Source organism: Brachyspira sp. (genome assembly GCF_029258575.1).
Taxonomy (GTDB): Bacteria; Spirochaetota; Brachyspiria; order Brachyspirales; family Brachyspiraceae; genus Brachyspira.
Genome location: NZ_JARHYI010000023.1, coordinates 17,737 through 36,975 on the forward strand (window position 1 = coordinate 17,737; position 19,239 = coordinate 36,975).

The 19,239-nt window shown below is 27.5% G+C and carries 19 protein-coding genes and 2 pseudogenes; 2 read left to right on the plus strand and 19 right to left on the minus strand.

Annotation, left to right across the window (positions count from 1 at the left end):
• Nucleotides 1-328: 328 nt before the first annotated feature.
• The 16 genes and pseudogenes from Q1J76_RS01685 to ilvB all read right to left on the minus strand — a co-directional run bounded on the left by Q1J76_RS01685 (nt 329) and on the right by ilvB (nt 15,026).
• Entirely contained in the window at nt 329-1,516 is a 1,188-nt protein-coding gene (locus Q1J76_RS01685; protein ID WP_300365833.1) for an aminotransferase-like domain-containing protein, read from the minus strand.
• Between the two features lie 127 nt (nt 1,517-1,643).
• Nucleotides 1,644-3,851, minus strand: coding sequence for a transcript cleavage factor (locus tag Q1J76_RS01690; protein ID WP_300365836.1), 2,208 nt, complete (start codon nt 3,849-3,851; stop codon nt 1,644-1,646).
• 4 nt (nt 3,852-3,855) lie between these two features.
• Nucleotides 3,856-4,836: a tetratricopeptide repeat protein gene (locus tag Q1J76_RS01695; protein WP_300365838.1), complete on the minus strand. Its 981-nt coding sequence runs from the start codon at nt 4,834-4,836 to the stop codon at nt 3,856-3,858.
• Nucleotides 4,837-5,292: 456 nt separating this feature from the next.
• Nucleotides 5,293-6,009 (minus strand): phosphatase, encoded by a 717-nt coding sequence (locus Q1J76_RS01700; RefSeq protein ID WP_300365841.1) that lies wholly within the window; start codon nt 6,007-6,009, stop codon nt 5,293-5,295.
• A gap of 14 nt (nt 6,010-6,023) precedes the next feature.
• A complete protein-coding gene (locus tag Q1J76_RS01705; RefSeq protein ID WP_300365843.1) occupies nt 6,024-6,641 on the minus strand; it encodes a cytidylate kinase-like family protein in 618 nt (205 codons plus the stop codon).
• Between the two features lie 123 nt (nt 6,642-6,764).
• The gene (locus tag Q1J76_RS01710; RefSeq protein ID WP_300365846.1) at nt 6,765-7,565 is read right to left on the minus strand and encodes an AAA family ATPase; all 801 of its coding nucleotides are present in this window, start codon (nt 7,563-7,565) and stop codon (nt 6,765-6,767) included.
• A 2-nt stretch (nt 7,566-7,567) separates the two neighbouring features.
• Nucleotides 7,568-7,762, minus strand: a complete 195-nt coding sequence (locus tag Q1J76_RS01715) for a hypothetical protein (RefSeq protein ID WP_300365849.1) — start codon at nt 7,760-7,762, stop codon at nt 7,568-7,570.
• Between the two features lie 83 nt (nt 7,763-7,845).
• Nucleotides 7,846-8,556 carry an acyl-[acyl-carrier-protein] thioesterase gene (locus tag Q1J76_RS01720; RefSeq protein WP_300365852.1) on the minus strand — a complete coding sequence of 237 codons (711 nt, stop codon included), beginning with the start codon at nt 8,554-8,556 and terminating at the stop codon, nt 7,846-7,848.
• 212 nt (nt 8,557-8,768) lie between these two features.
• Nucleotides 8,769-9,485 (minus strand): peptidoglycan editing factor PgeF, encoded by a 717-nt coding sequence (gene pgeF / locus Q1J76_RS01725; protein ID WP_300365855.1) that lies wholly within the window; start codon nt 9,483-9,485, stop codon nt 8,769-8,771.
• On the minus strand, nt 9,478-9,714 hold the full coding sequence (locus Q1J76_RS01730; RefSeq protein WP_300365858.1) for a hypothetical protein: 237 nt from the start codon (nt 9,712-9,714) through the stop codon (nt 9,478-9,480). Before Q1J76_RS01730 ends, pgeF begins: the two co-directional genes overlap by 8 nt.
• Before the next feature lie 133 nt (nt 9,715-9,847).
• Entirely contained in the window at nt 9,848-10,936 is a 1,089-nt protein-coding gene (leuB, locus tag Q1J76_RS01735) for a 3-isopropylmalate dehydrogenase (RefSeq protein WP_300365861.1), read from the minus strand.
• 67 nt (nt 10,937-11,003) lie between these two features.
• Nucleotides 11,004-11,213, minus strand: a pseudogene (locus Q1J76_RS01740) (3-isopropylmalate dehydratase small subunit); the annotation flags it as partial.
• A 251-nt stretch (nt 11,214-11,464) separates the two neighbouring features.
• A complete protein-coding gene (locus Q1J76_RS01745) occupies nt 11,465-11,647 on the minus strand; it encodes a beta/alpha barrel domain-containing protein (RefSeq protein WP_300365864.1) in 183 nt (60 codons plus the stop codon).
• Between the two features lie 130 nt (nt 11,648-11,777).
• Complete coding sequence (ilvC, locus tag Q1J76_RS01750; RefSeq protein WP_300365867.1) at nt 11,778-12,773, minus strand: ketol-acid reductoisomerase; 996 nt, start codon at nt 12,771-12,773, stop codon at nt 11,778-11,780.
• A gap of 33 nt (nt 12,774-12,806) precedes the next feature.
• Nucleotides 12,807-13,334, minus strand: a complete 528-nt coding sequence (gene ilvN, locus Q1J76_RS01755) for an acetolactate synthase small subunit (protein ID WP_300365870.1) — start codon at nt 13,332-13,334, stop codon at nt 12,807-12,809.
• A gap of 18 nt (nt 13,335-13,352) precedes the next feature.
• Nucleotides 13,353-15,026 carry a biosynthetic-type acetolactate synthase large subunit gene (gene ilvB, locus Q1J76_RS01760; RefSeq protein WP_300365873.1) on the minus strand — a complete coding sequence of 558 codons (1,674 nt, stop codon included), beginning with the start codon at nt 15,024-15,026 and terminating at the stop codon, nt 13,353-13,355.
• Between the two features lie 451 nt (nt 15,027-15,477).
• Between ilvB and Q1J76_RS01765 the strand changes: the two genes are divergently transcribed.
• A complete protein-coding gene (locus tag Q1J76_RS01765) occupies nt 15,478-16,299 on the plus strand; it encodes a SanA/YdcF family protein (protein ID WP_300365876.1) in 822 nt (273 codons plus the stop codon).
• The gene (locus Q1J76_RS01770) at nt 16,299-17,732 is read left to right on the plus strand and encodes a sodium/glutamate symporter (protein ID WP_300365879.1); all 1,434 of its coding nucleotides are present in this window, start codon (nt 16,299-16,301) and stop codon (nt 17,730-17,732) included. The genes Q1J76_RS01765 and Q1J76_RS01770 overlap by 1 nt, the downstream gene beginning before the upstream one ends.
• Before the next feature lie 57 nt (nt 17,733-17,789).
• On the opposite strand, the gene Q1J76_RS01775 is transcribed toward Q1J76_RS01770, so the two are convergent.
• The 3 genes and pseudogenes from Q1J76_RS01775 to Q1J76_RS01785 all read right to left on the minus strand — a co-directional run.
• Nucleotides 17,790-18,281: a peptidylprolyl isomerase gene (locus Q1J76_RS01775; RefSeq protein ID WP_300365882.1), complete on the minus strand. Its 492-nt coding sequence runs from the start codon at nt 18,279-18,281 to the stop codon at nt 17,790-17,792.
• Nucleotides 18,282-18,303: 22 nt separating this feature from the next.
• Nucleotides 18,304-18,879, minus strand: coding sequence for a peptidylprolyl isomerase (locus Q1J76_RS01780; protein ID WP_300365885.1), 576 nt, complete (start codon nt 18,877-18,879; stop codon nt 18,304-18,306).
• Nucleotides 18,880-18,951: 72 nt separating this feature from the next.
• Nucleotides 18,952-19,239: pseudogene (locus Q1J76_RS01785) on the minus strand (LysM peptidoglycan-binding domain-containing protein); the annotation flags it as partial.

Sequence of the window (19,239 nt, forward strand, 5' to 3'; positions counted from 1 at the left end):
ATGCCGTCTAATGCAGATTTAGCTGTTTGTTATATAAAAACTAGCAAATATAGATAGGAATAAGATAAATGAAGTAATTTTTTAAATCATATTTTTTCTTCTTTTAATATAGTGTTTTAATGAATGTATATGTGAGGCAAGATATAAATAAAAAAATTTTAATACATATAAAAAGTAAAAAAATGTATATTTTTACATAAAAAATTATTATTAATAAATAATATTAGTAAATGAGAACCTTAATATACAATTTGTTATTATTAAAAATACATATTATAGAAAAGACAGTTCAAAGAAATGAACTGCCTTTTTATCTGTTTCGTATTTATTATTTACGCATTTTTTCAATAACTTTTCCTAATATTGATATCCCTTTATCAATATCTTCTGGCTTGGAATTTGTATAATTCAATCTTAAAGTACCCAAACCTCTTTTTGCTTCATAGAAAGGTTCTCCAGCTACAACAGCAATACCATCATCAGCAGCCTTTTTTGAAAGGTCAACTGCATCTATTCCTTTAGGAAGAGTTGCCCATATAAACATACCGCCTTCAGGATGAGTCCAATGCATATCATCAGGTAAATATTTATCCATAGCTTCAAGCATATAATTACATTGTCTGCCATATAAATCTATTATCTTTTTTATATGAGAATCATAATCATTATCCTCGAGATATTGACTTACAACCATTTGAGAGAATGTACCTGTATGCAAATCTATAAGCTGTTTATAATTTTTCATTTTAGAATATAATTCTTTTTCTCTACATGCTATCCATCCTAATCTCATACCAGGGGCAACAGTTTTTGAAAAAGTACCTAATAATATAGCCTGCTCTCCCAAATATATTCCCATAGATTTTTGATGCTCGCCTTTAAATCTAAGTTCTCCGTAAGGATTATCCTCTATAAAAAATGTATCCTTACCTTTCATTATATCTGCTATTTTTTCTCTTATTTCATTTTTATAAGTTATCCCAGTAGGATTTTGGAAATTTGGAACTGAATAAAAGAATTTGTTATCATGTTTATTTATAGCATTTTTAAACTCTTCTATATCAACTCCGTCTTCATTCAAATTAACTGTATTAATATTAGGATTATAAAGATGAAATGATTGTAAAGCAGCTAAATAAGATGGATCTTCAACCAAAACATTATCATTAGGATCTATAAGACATGAAGAAATAATATCCAATGCCTGCTGAGAGCCGTTAGTAATAAGTATATCTTTACTATCTATATAAATACCCTGCTTTTTATATCTATTTGCAATAAACTCTCTTAAAGGTCCGTATCCTTCAGTACTATTATATTGCAAAGAATAAGCACCTTTAGTTTCCAATACTTTATTTGCAGCAGCTTTAATCTCCTCTACAGGAAAAGATGCAGAATTTGGAAGTCCTCCTGCAAATGATATTAAATCACCTTTGGTAGCAACTTCAAGCATAACCTTAATAAAACTGCTTTGATAATCTTCTTTTAATGCTCTTTTTGATAATCTTAACTTCATAATACTATCCATTTAAAAAATTTATTCTTTATTATACACTACTATTCATAATAATGCTATAGTGTTTCTCTTTTTTTGTAAACTATATAAAAAAGGGAGATTTTTGAATCCCCCTCTATTTTCAATATTATATTTTCCAATTAGGGAAACGTTTTATAACTGCGGAGATAATATCTGTTTTATAATGCTGTTCTAAATTCACTAATTTTTGGAATTCATTGAATATAATCTTAACATCATCTTCCGATTCATTTTCTATAAATTTAAGTAAATAAGCCTTGTCAAATACTAAATCATACACAACTTTCAAAAGTTTTCTAGACTGGGCAGATGTTTCTTTTTTATCAACCATTTTTGATAAATGCGGTATTATACTTAATAATCCAATCATAAGTGAATTTCTATTTATTTTTATATCTCCTTCTGTATCATCATAATACTCTCCGTCAAGTATTTTCTGAGCAAAATAAACAAATGATTCAGGACATTCTCTATAATGAAGAAATATATCATCTATAGTTTTAGCAAGCATGTCAACTTTGCCATCTTCAAATAATTTATTAACTATAAGATAATTATTTTTTACTTGAGAAGAGTAAAGCATTTTAAGTATTATATTATAATAATCGTCTCTTCTGCCGTCCCAAATAGCTTTTATAAATTTTTCTCTATAGTTAGAAGAAGGAAGCATCTCATAAACATGAGTATAATCATCAATATCTTTTACTATATCAGAAAGCAAAGGTATGCTACTGTCTGCATTTACCTGACTTCTTAAATATATAGTGCTTACTATTCTAGCATCATTAGGGGATTTATCATCTTTCGATACATTTATAAAATAATTATTCATCTCCTTAGCTTCTTCAGAATTTAAATTCGGAGTATAAGTAAGGTATTCCATATATATTTGATATCTTTCAAAGAAATCATTAGTTTTATTAAATTTAGATAAACTTTCAGCATCATAAGTTTCAGCTTCTTCATTATAGAGGAAAGTATTTTTACCAAATTTAACAGTAGTAGAAGCCCTTACAGATTTTTTAGCACTTTCAAGCCATTTAGTATAAGAAGACTCAGCAACTACAACAGCAGGTTTTGAAGTCAATTCTTGTTTCAAATCTTTAGTTGTAATTGTTTTCTTATATTTCAAAATAATAGTTAAAAGTTCTGTAGGATTTTCCTCTGCTATTTTCTTTATCTCATTAAGTCTATAAGCTTTATAAACATTTATATCATCATTAGGTAATGTTGTTAAAGATTGTATAGCCATATCAAAAGTCATTTTTCTAGTATCTTCCTGCGATACAAATTTGATATTAACATTATTTATATCTATAGATTTAATTTTACCTACACCAAAATTTCTATGAATAACATATTTATCAACATCATATGGTATATACTTCTCAAAGATATCTATACAGTCTTTAGGTTTTTTATTAACATTTGTAATGGCAGATATTTCCTTTATTTCTTCAAAAAGCGTATGATTAGGATATAAAGCCTCATAAACATCAACAAGTCTATGTCTGAAAAATTTAGCTTTTTTATTGTTTTGAGCAACTATATCCTGTTCATAATTAAGTAAATTTTTTATAGTTTTTAAAGCATCATTATATCTGTTATTTCCAAAATAATAGAAAAATATTATTTTCCAAACATCTATCATTATATTAGAATCAACAAGAGCCTTTAAAGCATTTTCATATTTAAGCAAATAATTATAATTATCAGGTTCATATTCCAATACTCTTTTAATATCGCTTTCTGCATTATTTCTCTCTCTTAAAAGATTTCTCTCAAAAGCTATTTTATAATAATGCACAGCACTATTTATATCTCCAGCCAATTCCTTTGTATGAGCTATTTTTTCAGGAAGTTCTGGATTAGATACATCAAATCTAATAAGTCTTTCCCAAATTTCTAATGCCTCTGAATCTCTATTTGTACTTTGATAATAGCTTGCCAAATATCTTAAAGCATAATCACTTTCATAATATTCATCTAAAATCTTTTGACATACAAATTCTACTATACTCCACTTTTTAGCATTTTTAAAAATTCCAAGCAATTTTTCCAAACTCATATCAGAATAGTTTGAACTTTTCAAATTTAAAAATCCATTAGCATATAAAGCTGATATATGATTAGGATTCTTATCCAATTGCATTTTAGCTGTATCTATTGCTGTATTTATATCGTTATTGTCATTTATATCATTAATAATACCAGATAAATCAACAAAATATTTAGTAGTATAATTAAGCAGCGGTTTTCTGGTAAATGTTTCTTCTGAAAATATATTTTCCAATTTTTGCAGAGCCTCTGACATATTATCACTCCTTGTCTAATATTTTTATGTAGTATTGCAGTAAGTCCTTATCTATCATAGCAATCTTTCTGCCCCATACTTTAACCTCTTCAACATCAGAATCATCTTGTCTCATAATGAGATATGTAGTTAAAAACGCATACGAAGATAATAATTTAGGAGCTATTGTTTCTCTTAATTTTATCTTCCTGTAATCTGCCTCCAATCTGGATATATTCCTTCTAAGCTCAAATTCCTCCTGTTCGCTTAAAGGTCTTTTAACATCCAATATATTCATAAGCTCACCATAAGCACTCATCCACATAATTATCTCTTCCTGACTATTATTGTGAACTCCCCTTTTAATAATTATATCTCTGATTTCTCTAACTACTTCTATACTAATATTTTCAAATTCTATACTTAAAGGATCATAAAATAAAGCCTCTCTTATATACATTTTTGATTTCTTATCATCACCTAATTTATCATATATCATAGCTATATAACTAAGTGTTTTAGAATTATAAGGCTCTACCATATTTAAATATTCATAAGATTTTAATGCCCTAGAATAATCCTTTAACTCTATAAAAGCATTAGAAAGTAAATGTAATTCCTCCGTGCCTTCAATATCATCAGTATTTTTTTTCATTATCAATTCTATAATTTTATTATAGACATAATAATGTATAGCTTTAATAGATAGTAAATCCTCACTATATGATTTACCTCGTACAAAAATGCTGAATTTTTTATACGAAGAATCTAAAAGCTTGCAATATTCTATACAATTTTTCTCCACACTTTTAAACTTATCGAGTCTATTTATCCAAAATTTCACACAAGATATATTTTCATAAAGATCCACACATTCAAAGTCTTTAGACATAATCCTGTCAAAATCTTCAATAGAATCTATAAATAAACCTTGCTTTAATTTATTTTCTATAACATTAAAAATATCTTTAACAGACTCTTTTCTAGAAAATAATTCTTCTTCCATTATATTTAATATAAACTACTCCCACAAATCTAAAAAACGTATGGAGATACATACGTATAATATAATAATATAATAAATTAAAACTAAATTGTCAAGTAAAAATAATACTCAATATAGTAAAAACATAAAAATATTTTAACTTTGATAAACGAGTTCGTATAATTTAAAAACCATATTGCATAAACTATTACCATACTATAAAGCAAATAATTAAAATTGTTACAATTCCACACTATAATGTCAGCATTCTTCCAACTTAAATACTACCTATAGAAACATTATTATATACTTTTATATCCCTTGTTTTTTACCAGATAAGGAATTGAATCCTTCAGTTGTTGCTGGATAACCTTATTTTATATAATTACATCTAACATAAATCACCTATAAAAATATGAATATATTTAAATTATAAAAACAAATGTATAATAAAATCAAAAATAAGAAATAAACTAATTATAATTTTATAGCATTATTCTTTATATAATTCATTAATTTATCATAATCAGTATTAAGTATAAGATGTTCTGGAAAATCTATAGAAGATAATAATTCAATAGCATCTTTATGATCCCCTACTTTGTACTTTGAATGGGCATCAGATGTTACAACAATATTAGTTTCATATTTTTTACAGCATAAAGCAACATCTCGGCATATTGGAAAACTGCCTTTTCTGATAGTAAAAGATGATGAATTAATTTCTATAAGTTTATTATATTCCTTACATAATTTCACAATATATTCTATATCAAATTCAAATTTAGGATTACCTACATGACCCAAACAATCAATATTTGGATTTTTTATTACTTCAGCATAACCTTTAGTATGTTCTTCTTTTGTATGAGGCGATATAACATCTTCATGATAAGAGGCTATAACAAAATCTAAATAATTTAATACTTTTTCACTTAAATCTAATTTTCCATTATAATCTATTATATTAGCTTCGCATCCTCTCAAAAGTCTAACATCATTAATATATTTTGGTAAACTATGCATAGCTCTAAAATGAACTGATTTGGCACCGTCACTGGAGGCAGGACCATGATCTGTAATAGCTAAAGCCAAAAAACCCTTCTCTTTAGCAGAATTCACCATTTCATCTACAGTGCTATAAGCATGCTCACTTACCAAAGTATGAGTATGTAAGTCAGCTATAATTTTCATAACAAAAATACCTATTATAATTTTGATTTAGATATTTCTTCTATAATCTTTATAGTATTATCAATACCTATAAAATCGCTATTCAAACAAGCATGATAATTTCTAGCATCTCCCCAGTTCTTTCCTGTATAGTAATTATAATGCTTGGCTCTTAATTTATCTCTCTCTTTAAGTATCTTTTCTATATTAGAACTATCCAATTTATATTCATTTACAGCTCTTTCAATTTTATTTTTAACATCAGAATAAATAAAAATATTAATACAATTCTCATGATGCTCCAGAATATGATTAGCACATCTTCCTACTATAACACATGAATGCTTTGATGCTACCTCTTTTATGACATTACTCTGAGCAAAAAACATAGTGTCTTGTAAAGATTCTCCATTTCCAAAAACCATATTGCCCGCATAAGAACCTGTAATAGCAAAATTAAAAAGTGAAGCACCTGTTAATTTCTGCTCATTTTCTTTAATATATTCTTTTGAAAAACCTGTTTTATCTGATGACATTTCTATTATAGCTTTATCATAAAAAGGTATATTCAAATTCTTCGCAACCATTTCACCTATATATCTTCCGCCGCTCCCGAATTCTCTGCTTATAGTGATAACAATATTATTACTCATAGCATATACCTCCTATTAATTACTATAATAGTTTACCAATATTATATATATTTGTCAAATTTAAATAATTTTTATCCCTAATTATGAAGAAATATTAAAACTTTTATAATGATAAAAAATTAATCAAAAGAAATCTGAAAAAGTTTTTTCTCTTGCATTTTCATCTTGCATTACACCTATATCATATAAATATCTTGTAACTGCCAATGAAAAACCACCTTTTATAGGTGTTTTAGGATAAAGTATTATAATAGGAGTTCTTTTTTGAACAGATACCATAACTTTTTCTTCATCAAATAAAACAGGTCCTAGAAGAACCAAATTAATGTCAAGAGAAAATTTAGATGTTACTTTTTTAATCTCTCTATATAAATTAATAGCCCAATCTATATTCTTAACTTTATTAACCATCAAATACATTTTATCTGTCATATTATTGACATAAATCATTTTCATAAGTCTATAAAGATCTGTTAAAGCTGTAATTTCTGGATTTGCCACAAGTATAATATCATTAGACATTTCATAAAAACGCATCATAGGCTGAGTAATACCTGCAGCATAATCTATTATAACATAATCATAATCATCTGCCAAAATTTTTAAATCTTTAGCTAAATTTGATAAATTAAAATCATTTTCAAATTGGACAAATCTTTGTATATTGACACCCGCACTAATAACATCAATACCATATTCACTTTTTATAACACAGTCTTTTAATGTTAATGTACCTTCAAAATATTCCTGTAATTTTGATTGCGGTTTAACATGCAGTAATATAAATACATTAGAACAGTTAATATCTATGTCAAATATTAAAACCTTATATCCCCTAGAAGCTAATTCTGCAGAAAAATTAACTGAGCATAAAGTTTTACCTGCACCGCCCTTTCCACTAGAAAAAGATATTATTCTTCCCATAATTATTGTCCCATATACAATTTTAATACCTGAGCCACTTTAAGACGAACATTTTCATCCCAATCTAATATATGCGGCTTCAAAGCTTTAATTACACTAGTTTTATCGGAATTTTCTACATTTTTAGCAAGCTCATCAAGAGCCTCTAATCTTTTTTCAACCTCTTCGCTTTCTAAAAGTGCAAAAATTTCATTCATAGTTCTTCCCTTTAAAAAATCGAATAAACAATATTCTTATATGATAATTATACACCATAAAATATTTTTGTCAAAATCTAAATTTACAAACTATAAGAAAACTCTAATATAGCATAAGTTTTATCGTCATCACTATCAAACTTCAATAAAACTTTATCATCAATAATAGCCCTCTTTACAATAATAGTATCTCCTAATTCAGCAGGTATTCTATACTCTATTCTTACTCTCTTATAATCATCATTATCAACATAATCTATAGCCATATCAATATATCTTGCATTATTTACATGATTATTATCATCTATAAAATATTTCTTAACTTTAAATCTATTTATCTCTTTTAGTAAATCATTATCAATCTTTATTTTTCTAGGAAGATAATTCATTTCCTGTTTTTCATCAAATGTTATATTCTTTATAAATTCAGAAGGTACTCTAATTAAATTACCATTAGATAAATCTACGAATCCACCTATAGCATAGCAAATAACAAGTTCATTATAATTCTCATCATATATAACAGTATTCCTATAACCATAAGCCTCATTACATTCATACACATAAGTACGAACTATAATTTTATCGCTGTATTTAGGTAGTTTATATATATCAACCTGCCTAGATACTAAAAACATACTTACATTATTTTCATTAAAATATTTAGTAAGTTCTATTTCACTATCCAATTGAAAAAATGAGCAGTCCTGCATCAAATCAAATATAGATGAAGGTTTTAAAAATCCGTTTTTATCAATTTGACTAGTTCCTACAATTGCTTTCATCTCATACATAAATAATAAACCTTTTATTAAAAAATAATTCATTATTATAATACTAAAATTATAATTGTCAAAATACTAATTAGCCAATTATAAATATTGATTTATTTTTATTTAATAAAAAATCATAGTAGTAAAGTTTAGCTCAAATAAAATGTATACTTTTTCTTAATTGCATGATTATAAAATTTATATATGCTATAAGATTATATTTGATAAAAAATTTAGAGAATGACTCCAATTGTAAGCATTCTTCCCAATTGAACGCCATCTCTTCTATAAGAATAAAAAACTTCATCATATGTATTTAAATTTGAAAGTTCAACATTACTTTCTAATATACCGCATTCAATAATCTGACTTTTTACTTCTAAACCATTATCAATATGCCATTTATTATTTATCATAGTTTTGTTTTTAAAATGTATTGCCACCTCATCTCCTACCTCATAATCTTTCAAAGCTATATAAGGTCCTATATAAGCATACATTTTTAAAGGATTGGCATTATACTCATTTTTCATTAACTCTATAGTTTTTGATGTAATATTCTCAACAGTTCCTCTCCAACCAGAATGAATTGCAGCAATAGATTTACTTTCATCGCAGTAAAGTATTATAGGTACGCAATCAGCTGTTTGTACCACTAAAGGAATATTTTTAATATTAGTTATTAAAGAATCGGCTCCTTCAACGACCCTTTCTCTTCCTCCAAATAGATTAATATTATTTTCATCTATTTTTACAATATTATCCTTATGAACCTGATGCATAAATATAGATTTATTTATATCAAAATTAATATATTTAAAAAACTCATCTTCAGTATTTTTTCTATATTCCAGAGTTATATCTTTGGCATTAATATTATTAGCCTTTGCAAGAATGGATATATGTATATTTTGTTTATTATTTTTGGAAGGATAAAAAATATTATTCATTCTTTAATCTTCTGATTTCTTCTTCTAATTCTTTTACTTTTATAGTTAATTCTTTAGTTTCGTTTCTAGACTGTTCCATAATATTTTCATACAAAGTAAAAAATTTTTTAGCATATTCTAATTTTTGTTTTAATTCACTCATTTCTTCTTTATAAACATCTATCTTAGAAGAGAGAAGTTTATTATCTTCTTGTAATTCTAAAATGATGTCTTTATCGCTGTATTCCACTTCTACAAACCTCTTATTTTGTGTATGTATAATATTTATTATGTACATTATAAATGAATTGTCAAGTAAATTAACTAATATTATGATAGAAAAGTTTTTTTAATGCATAAAAAACCTTTTAACTATTATATCATTATATATTTGATACTATTATATCTCCCATTTCCGAACATTTCACTTCTTTATACAGATAAGTCATAATATTATGTTTCGGCATTATATCATGAGTTCTATAACTGTCATCTATAGCCTTATAAACAGCTTTTTCTACATCTTCCGCCTCATCAAGCATATTGAAAGAATATCTAAACATCATAGCAAGAGAAAGTATAGTACCTATAGGATTTGCTAAATCTTGCCCCGCAATATCAGGAGCTGAACCATGAATAGGTTCATACATTCCGAAAGTTCCATCTGAAAGACATGCAGAAGGTGCCATACCTATAGACCCGCTTATAACACTAGCTTCATCAGAAAGTATATCCCCAAACATATTTTCTGTAACTATAACACCAAACTGAGAAGGATTAGCCGCTATCTGCATAGAAGCATTATCAACATACATATCATTATATTTAACATCGCTGTATTCTTTAGCTAAATCATTCATAACTTCACGCCATAATTTTGAAGTATGAAGAACATTGGCTTTATCAACAGAAGTTAAAGGCTTTTTAATTTTTCTTGCTATCTCAAATGCTACTTTACCTATTCTTCTTATTTCTGTTTCAGTATAAAGCATAAGATCTGTTGCCTGCTTTACGCCATTAACAGTTTCAAATTTATGCTCTCCAAAATAAACTCCTCCTGTAAGTTCTTTAACCATAATAAAGTCTATCATATCCTTACATATACTTTCTTTAAGAGGAGAAGCATATTCCAAAGATTTTAAAATTCTTGTAGGTCTTATATTAGCATAAAGATTAAGTTCCTTACGCAATTTTAATAAACCTCTTTCAGGTCTGTTTTCAGGAGCAACATTATCCCATTTAGGACCTCCAACAGAACCAAGAAGTATGGAGTCAGACTTTTTGCATTTCTCTAAATTTTCATCTGTAATAGGAATTCCGTATTTATCAATGGAAACTCCTCCCATATCTACATACTCCAAATTAAATTTATGAGAATATTTTTCAGCTATTTTATTTAATACATCAATAGCTTTATCAACTACTTCAGGGCCTACTCCATCCCCTTTTATAACTACAATATTTTTTTCCATAATAATATTCCTAAACTATTTTTATAAAAATGATAAATTATAAAGAGTTCTTTATAGAGTTTAAAAGTCAATTAGAATTTATAATGTTTTTAATAAACTCTGAAAAAGGCTCTGCTTTATAACTTTCATTTTTAGTGATATTTAATATTATACCATTATCAAAATCAACTTCAACCTCATCATTGGAATTTATTTTCTTGTTTGCCTCTTCATATTCCAATATAGCAAATCCTATATTAATTGAATTTCTATAAAATATCCTAGCAAAAGTACATGCCCCCCTCCATATCTTCTATTTTCCTATAACAGTTTTATCATCAGAAGCTAATTTCACAATAACTTCACCCAAAGCATCTTCAGCAGAAAATTCTATAAACTAAAATTTTGTTTTAGCATAAGAAACATATTCTTTTATACTTTCTAATACCTGCCTCTAGTCATCTCTAATTTATACTTTAAATGTATATCGATTCTAGCTATCAATGTATGAAACTTGTATGTTTATCCTATACAAGTGCATCATAAACTCTATCTATATCTTTTTTTATTATATCTAGCCAAACTAGCCAATTTAGCATTTTGAATAATCTTGCCTACATCTCTTATGGCATTGAAATCATCTTCATAACATATAGTAAAACATCTCTCTATAATATCAACTCCCAATTTATCTAATTCATACTCCATTTCTAATTTTTCGGCTAAATTCATAGTACAGCCCAGAGATTGTTCTCAGTATCTTAAAGTAGTATCAAAAATCTTAATCTTTCTCATTGTTAAAACCCTTATTATAAAAACATCATATAACTAAAGATGATTTGGATTATACTAAATTCTAATATTACTTTTGAATCCAACTCATCATCTTTCTTAATTCAGCACCGACCTTCTCTAATTTATGCTCGCTTTCTAATCTCTTAGTAGCATTAAATTTAGCCTTGTGTCCTGCTCCAAATTCCTGAATAAATTCACTAGCAAAAGTTCCGTCTTGTATCTCTCTTAATACTCTTTTCATCTCTTTTCTAGTTTCTTCAGTGATCATTCTTCTTCCTGTTCTATAATCACCATATTCAGCAGTATTTGATATAGAATATCTCATCATAGCAAAACCGCCTGAATATATTAAATCAACAATCAATTTCATTTCATGAATACATTCAAAATAAGCCATTTCAGGTTCATATCCAGCTTCTACTAAAGTATCAAAACCAGCTTTCATTAATTCTGTAACACCGCCACATAATACAGCCTGCTCTCCGAATAAATCAGTTTCTGTTTCCTCTCTGAAAGTAGTTTCAAGTATTCCAGCACGTCCTGCACCTATACCTGAAGCATAAGCCAATGCATAATCTTTAGCTCTTCCGCTCTTATCCTGATAAACAGCAATTAAGCTAGGTACTCCTTTTCCCTCTAAATACTGACTTCTTACCGTATGTCCAGGTCCTTTTGGAGCAACCATTATAACATCTATATTTTCAGAAGGAACTACAAATTTGAAATGTATATTGAATCCATGTGCATACATTAATACATTACCTTCTTTCATGTAAGGTGCTACCTGATTATTATATATATCAGCAGATACCTCATCAGGTACAAGCATCATCACTATATCAGCAGTCTTAGTAGCTTCTTCAACTTCCATAACTTTCAAACCAGCTTCCTGAGCTTTCTTAAAATTAGTACTATCCTTTCTAAGTCCTACAACAACATTAACTCCACTATCTTTTAAATTTTGAGCATGAGCATGTCCCTGACTTCCATACCCTATTATTGCTATAGTTTTATTATCTAGCAATCCTAAATTACAATCAACATCATAATATTTTTTTATCATTTTAATTTCTCCTTTTTTATCATTTTATTTTTATTAAAATACAAATTTATTAGTTATATTCATATTTGGTACATCATCTCCAAGTTGTATAGATGTAACTCCTGTTCTTGAAAGCTCCAATATATTAAACTCTTTTAATGCATCTAAATATCCGTCTATAACTGTAACTGATGCAGTAATTTCAACTATCATACTTTTCTTTCCTATATCAAGTATAATTCCATTATGTGCATTTGTTATATCGCATGCCTTTCTTCTATTGCTATCATCAATCTCTATTTTCACCAATGATAAATCTCTTATTATACTATTTGAATGATCTATCAAATGCACCGAATGTACTTCTATAAGTTTTGAAGCCTGTTTCATAATATGTGATATATGAGAATCATCGCATTCTGTTACTATGGTAATTCTGGATATAGTAGGTACACAGGTTACAGAACAAGTAATCGTTTCTATATTAAAACCTTTCTGACTGAATAATAAAGTTATTCTATTTAATACTCCTGAACTATTATCTACAAATAAAACTAAAACTCTTCTTTCTTTAACTTCCATCTTTTACTCCTGTAATTATTAATCTACTATTATATCATCTACAGTTCCGCCCGAAGGAATCATAGGAAGAACTTTCAAATCTTTATCTATAACACATTCTATCCATACAGGACATTTACATTCCAAAGCCTCTTCAAATGCTTTTTCAAATTCATTTATAGTTTCGCATCTAAAACCTCTAGCACCAAAACCTTCAGCTACTTTTACATAATCCATTCTTTTATTAATATCAGTACTTGAATATCTTGAACCATAAAATATAGTTTGCCATTGTCTTACCATACCCAATGTGCTGTTATTAAGTATTATTGATATTATAGGCAAATTATATTCAACTGCAGTTGCAACTTCATTTAAATTCATATAGAAGGATCCATCTCCCGTTATATGTATTACCCTTCTATCAGGCTTTGCAACTTGAGCTCCTAATGCAGCACCATATCCATACCCCATAGTACCTAAACCACCGCTTGTTATGAAACTTCTAGGTTTTGTATGTCTTATATATTGAACTGCCCACATTTGATGCTGACCTACATCTGTAACATATATAGCTTCATCTTTAGTTTTATTTCCTATTATATCCATAACTTTACTAGGATAAATTCCATCTTTATTGGAATTTCTATTAGAATCATCTGTCATCTCTTTAGCTTTTAATAATGATAAATATTCAACCCACTCATCATCATTAACTTTTTTTACAAGCTTTTTAAATTTATCCAAAACAATTCTCAAATCACCTATTATACTATAATCAACATAAACATTTTTATTTATTTCGCTTTTATCAATATCTATATGCACCTTTTTAGCAACGCCTCCGAATTTAGAAGTATTTAAAGCAACTCTATCACTGAATCTAGTACCAATAGCTAATATCAAATCTGCCTCATTTATAACCTTATTTGCAGTAGCAGAACCATGCATACCTAAAAGCCCTAAATTTAATTTTTCATTATATCCCAATACTCCAGCTGCCATTAATGTATGAACTGAAGGTATATTAGAATTAATCATAAACTCTCTTAATTTATCACTGGAATCTTTAGCCCCGCCTCCAAAATATATTATTGGTCTTTTAGAGTTATTTATTAATTCAGCAACTTCTTCTATAGTTTTTTCATCTTCCTTACTTATTGATGAAGATATAGGTACAAATTTAGATTTTGCAATAAATTCAGTTTCTTCAAAAGTAAAATTTTTAGGTATATCTATTAAAACGGGTCCCTTTCTTCCTGTATTAGCTATAATAAAAGCCTTTCTTATAGTATCAGCTAAATCATCTACACTTCTAACAACAAAATTATGTTTAGTAACAGGTATTGTAATTCCAGCAATAAAAACTTCCTGAAAAGAATCTTTTCCTATCAAACTTTCTGGAACATTTGCTGTTATGGCAACTAAAGGCACACTATCCATATATGCAGTTGCTAAAGGAGTAACTAAATTAGTTGCTCCAGGTCCGCTTGTAGCAATAACCACTCCTGTTTTTCCGCTTACTCTTGCATATCCGTCAGCAGCATGACAGGCTCCAACTTCATCAGCTGGCATTATATGTTCAATTTTATCTCTATATTTATAAATAGCATCATATATGAATAAAGCAGCACCGCCCGGATAACCAAAAATTTTATCTACGCCTTCTTCTATTAAAACTTCTATTATTATATCAGATCCGTTTAATTTCATTAATAACTCCTTAATTTATTTTATAACCTTATAATTTACATTATTATATTTCTATTTATAGAAACCTAATTTTAAAAAAGTATATTATTTTAGTAATTATGTGTTTTATTTATATTTTAGATAATTATAACAGGATATTAATAAAAATAGAGAAGAGAATATTTAAGATAATAGTGTTTTTCTTTGAATTAGTTGATTTAAAAACATTGTTAGCTGATGTATCTTGTTTTGTATTATCAAAAACAGAATACATACCATAAAAAGATGGCATATTCATCTTTATTCTCCCTTATGTAAATTAAATATATTATAATATTTTTGAATAATATTACAATACTTAAATATAATTTTTTTCTCAACTTTTATCTTATGATATAATTGAGTATATAAATTATTATTGACAATATAAATTATTTTAGTATACTATCAAAATCATACGGTTGCAGTGTTTATGAATATATTAAAAAACAGATACAAAAAAAAAATATCATACATAAAAAATAAAAAAGAAATATTAAATAAAAAAATATATAAAAATAATTTATATAAATTTTCTAATTATTTAATTTTTATTTTTTTATCATGTTTTCAATTTATACCAGAAATAATTATAATATCTATTTTAATATGCATTATAATATATTCATCAGTATCTCTATATTCAAAAAAATATATATATTCTTCAGCAGAAAATATACCCTATAATGATGTAGCATTGGTTTTGGGAACTAGTAAATATTTGCATGATGGAAGAATCAATATGTATTTTAAATTCAGAATGGATGCTGCTTATGAATTATATCAAAAAGGAAAAGTAAAATATATATTAGTAAGCGGAGATAATAGATATAAATCATATAATGAACCTAGGCAAATGCGTTTGGATTTAATAAAATTAGGTGTTAATAAAAATCATATATTTTTGGACTTTGCTGGATTTAGAACAAGAGATTCTATTATCAGAGCAAATAAGGTTTTTGAACTTAGCAATTTTACCATAGTATCACAGCCTTTTCATAATGAAAGAGCCATATTGATAGCAAGACAAAAAAATATTAATGCTATAGGATATAATGCTAATAATGTTAGGAAATTGTACAGAATCAGACAATTTCCTAGAGAATTTGGAGCAAGAGTTTTAATGTTTATGGATATCATATTAAATAAGCCCCCAAAATTTTATGGAGATATAATAAAAATAGAAGAAAGAGAAATTACAAAATATAAAAGTAATAAAATAAATAAAAAATTAAATGGAGAGAGAAAAAAATAATGACATCACAATTATTAACAGAACTTCTTCAATCATTATCATTACTATCCATACTTCTTCTTATAGGCGTTTTATTAAGAGCAAAAGTTAAATTATTTCAAAAATTATATCTTCCAGCATCCGTAATAGGAGGCTTCATAGGACTTTTAATATCTCCTGAAGTTATAGGAAAGATTTCAAACTACTCTATATCAGCAGATTATATAAAAACATATTCACTTCTACCTGGAATTTTATCTATACCAATATTTGCTGCCATTCCATTAGGCATGTTTTTGAATGAAACTAAAAGTATAAAATCTCTATACCCTACAAAAGTTTTGATAGGATTTGGTATATTTCAATGTGCAAGTATGCTGCAATCTGCCATAGGTTATGCAACTAATATATTATTTACAAAAATAAATCCAGAAATAAATATGTATAGAACATTCGGATATGAACTTTCAGCTGGATTTGCAGGAGGGCATGGACTTGCCGCTGCTACTGGAAAAATGCTTGAAGGTTTCGGAATAGCACAGTGGGAAATAGCTCAAGGTGTAGCTTTAACTACTGCCACTATAGGACTTATGGGAGGAATGATATTCGGAATCATATTTATAAATATTGCAGTTAGAACAAATAAAACTAATGTTATTAAAAAAATTATTAATGAAAGTGAAAATAATAAAAATATAAATAAAATAGATAATAATATGGAAGTTGGTTATAATAACGATATAAATAAGCAGGCAAGTTTAGGAAGAGAAACTTTTTTAAGCAGTTCTATAGAAACTATTACTTTTCATTTGGCTATCATATTTGCAGTATGCGGATTGGCTTTCATAATTTTAAATTTCATTAAAAAAATAGGTATAGCTGGTTTAGATGTTCTTCCTGTATGGACTTATTCTATGATTATAATGTTTGCTTTGAATATTATCATAAAAAAATTAAAATTAGCTTGGATGATAGATTCTAAAGTAAAAGCAAAAATTATAGGTACATTGAGCGACTTTGCTATAGTATCTGCAATAACAAGTCTTCCAATAAAAGCAATAATTCATTATATAGCACCAATAATAGTTATGTGTGTTGCAGGATTTATAGTTACTTATTTTATAGTATTTATATTTCATAATATGCTATTTAAAAATGATTATGCCTTTGAAAGAGCTATAATTTCATGGGGAACTTTAACTGGAGTACTTATAACGGGCATGACTCTTCTAAAAATATGCGATCCTGAATATAAAAGTCCAGCCCTTACAGAATTTTCTCTTGGATTTTCTTTAATGTCAGTTACAGGACTTTTGGTAGTGCCAATACTTAATACTGTATTAGCTGTAGGCTCTACTTGGGATAATTTAATAACTGCATTAATTACTTCTGCTATTTATTTAATTATTGCATTTGCTGTTTACTTTATTCATAATAAATCAATAAAAATATAATATATAAAAAAGACGAAACTTATATTTAAGTCTCGTCTTTATTTTTAATTATAATTATTATTCTACTTCTTTGATATATACTTTATTCATAGTAGAGTTTTCCATAGGGTTATCATTATGATCTCTTTTTAATGATACTATCTTATCAGCAACATCCATACCATTAACAACATTACCCCACACTGTATACTGTCCGTCCAAATGAGGAGCATCAGCTACACAAATGAAAAACTGAGATCCAGCACTATCTGGATGCTCGCTTCTAGCCATAGAACATATACCTCTTTTATGAGCAATATCATTAAACTCAGCAGGTATATTAAATCCTGGACCTCCAGTACCATGTAAATGTCTTTTAGTAGCATCTTTACTTACAGGATCTCCACCTTGTATCATAAATCTAGGTATTACTCTATGAAATCTTATTCCATCATAAAAACCTTCATTAGCAAGTTTTTTAATAGCTTCAACATGCTTTGGAGCTTTATCAGTATAGAATTCTATTTCTATAGTACCATATTCTGTTTCAATAAATAAATGTTCTTTCATTTTTATTTCCTTATAAATAAAATTAATTAACTGCTTTTACATAAACTCTATTCATTTTAGCAGACTGTATAGGATTATCATTAGCATCTCTTTTTAAAGCAACAATTTTATCAGCAACTTCCATACCGCTTACAACTTCACCCCATACTGTATACTGTCTATCCAAAAAAGGACTATCAGCTACACAAATGAAAAACTGTGATCCAGCACTATTTACACTTTGTCCTCTAGCCATAGAACATATTCCTCTCTTATGAGAAACATCATTAAACTCGGCAGGTATAACGAAATTAGGACCTCCTGTTCCATGTAAAGCCCTATTAGGCTGTTTACTTAAAGGATCTCCTCCCTGTATCATAAAACCGGGTATTACTCTATGAAAAAGAGTACCATTATAAAAACCTTCATTAGCAAGCTTTTTTATAGCCTCAACATGCTTTGGGGCTTTATCAGGAAAGAAAGCTATTTCTATAGTACCAAAATCAGTTTCTATAAATAAATGTTCTTTTGAAGCCTTAGGCTTTTGTGCTATAAGAGCAGCTGCAAATACAATAATACCCAATAACGAAATAATAATAATTTTTAATTTTTTAGACAAAATCCACACCTCTTTAATTATATTAATTTTAGTAATCTTCGTATTATTTTTTATAATTTTATTTAGCCATTATCAATTTGCTGTATCTTCTACTGTATTAGCATTTTCATCTGCAGTACCTTCTGTCGCATTAGCATTCTCATCAGTATTTTCATCTGCAACTGCTTCATCGGTATTCTCGTCTGCTACTATATCAGCATTCTCATCATTATCTGTTTGCTCATCTATAACAGACTGTTCAGCTTCTTGATTTTGAGCTTCTAAATTTTCTTCATTCTCTATAATTACATTACCTTCTGCTTGATTAGTAGAGATAGTATTTGTATCCCCTATCTGATTAGTAGAGATAGTATTTGTATC

Coding starts and splice junctions, on each gene's coding strand:
- Q1J76_RS01685 (WP_300365833.1), bottom strand. CDS start 1,516: ATGAAGTTAAGATTATCAAAAAGAGCATTAAAAGAAGATTATCAAAGC.
- Q1J76_RS01710 (WP_300365846.1), bottom strand. CDS start 7,565: ATGGGAAGAATAATATCTTTTTCTAGTGGAAAGGGCGGTGCAGGTAAA.
- ilvC (WP_300365867.1), bottom strand. CDS start 12,773: ATGATAAAAAAATATTATGATGTTGATTGTAATTTAGGATTGCTAGAT.
- leuB (WP_300365861.1), bottom strand. CDS start 10,936: ATGGAAAAAAATATTGTAGTTATAAAAGGGGATGGAGTAGGCCCTGAA.
- ilvN (WP_300365870.1), bottom strand. CDS start 13,334: ATGGAAGTTAAAGAAAGAAGAGTTTTAGTTTTATTTGTAGATAATAGT.
- Q1J76_RS01745 (WP_300365864.1), bottom strand. CDS start 11,647: ATGAATTTAGCCGAAAAATTAGAAATGGAGTATGAATTAGATAAATTG.
- Q1J76_RS01705 (WP_300365843.1), bottom strand. CDS start 6,641: ATGAGTAATAATATTGTTATCACTATAAGCAGAGAATTCGGGAGCGGC.
- Q1J76_RS01715 (WP_300365849.1), bottom strand. CDS start 7,762: ATGAATGAAATTTTTGCACTTTTAGAAAGCGAAGAGGTTGAAAAAAGA.
- ilvB (WP_300365873.1), bottom strand. CDS start 15,026: ATGAAATTAAACGGATCTGATATAATAATAGAAGTTTTAATAGAAGAA.
- Q1J76_RS01695 (WP_300365838.1), bottom strand. CDS start 4,836: ATGGAAGAAGAATTATTTTCTAGAAAAGAGTCTGTTAAAGATATTTTT.
- Q1J76_RS01720 (WP_300365852.1), bottom strand. CDS start 8,556: ATGTATGAGATGAAAGCAATTGTAGGAACTAGTCAAATTGATAAAAAC.
- Q1J76_RS01765 (WP_300365876.1), top strand. CDS start 15,478: ATGAATATATTAAAAAACAGATACAAAAAAAAAATATCATACATAAAA.
- Q1J76_RS01775 (WP_300365882.1), bottom strand. CDS start 18,281: ATGAAAGAACATTTATTTATTGAAACAGAATATGGTACTATAGAAATA.
- Q1J76_RS01690 (WP_300365836.1), bottom strand. CDS start 3,851: ATGTCAGAGGCTCTGCAAAAATTGGAAAATATATTTTCAGAAGAAACA.
- Q1J76_RS01700 (WP_300365841.1), bottom strand. CDS start 6,009: ATGAAAATTATAGCTGACTTACATACTCATACTTTGGTAAGTGAGCAT.
- pgeF (WP_300365855.1), bottom strand. CDS start 9,485: ATGAATAATATTTTTTATCCTTCCAAAAATAATAAACAAAATATACAT.
- Q1J76_RS01770 (WP_300365879.1), top strand. CDS start 16,299: ATGACATCACAATTATTAACAGAACTTCTTCAATCATTATCATTACTA.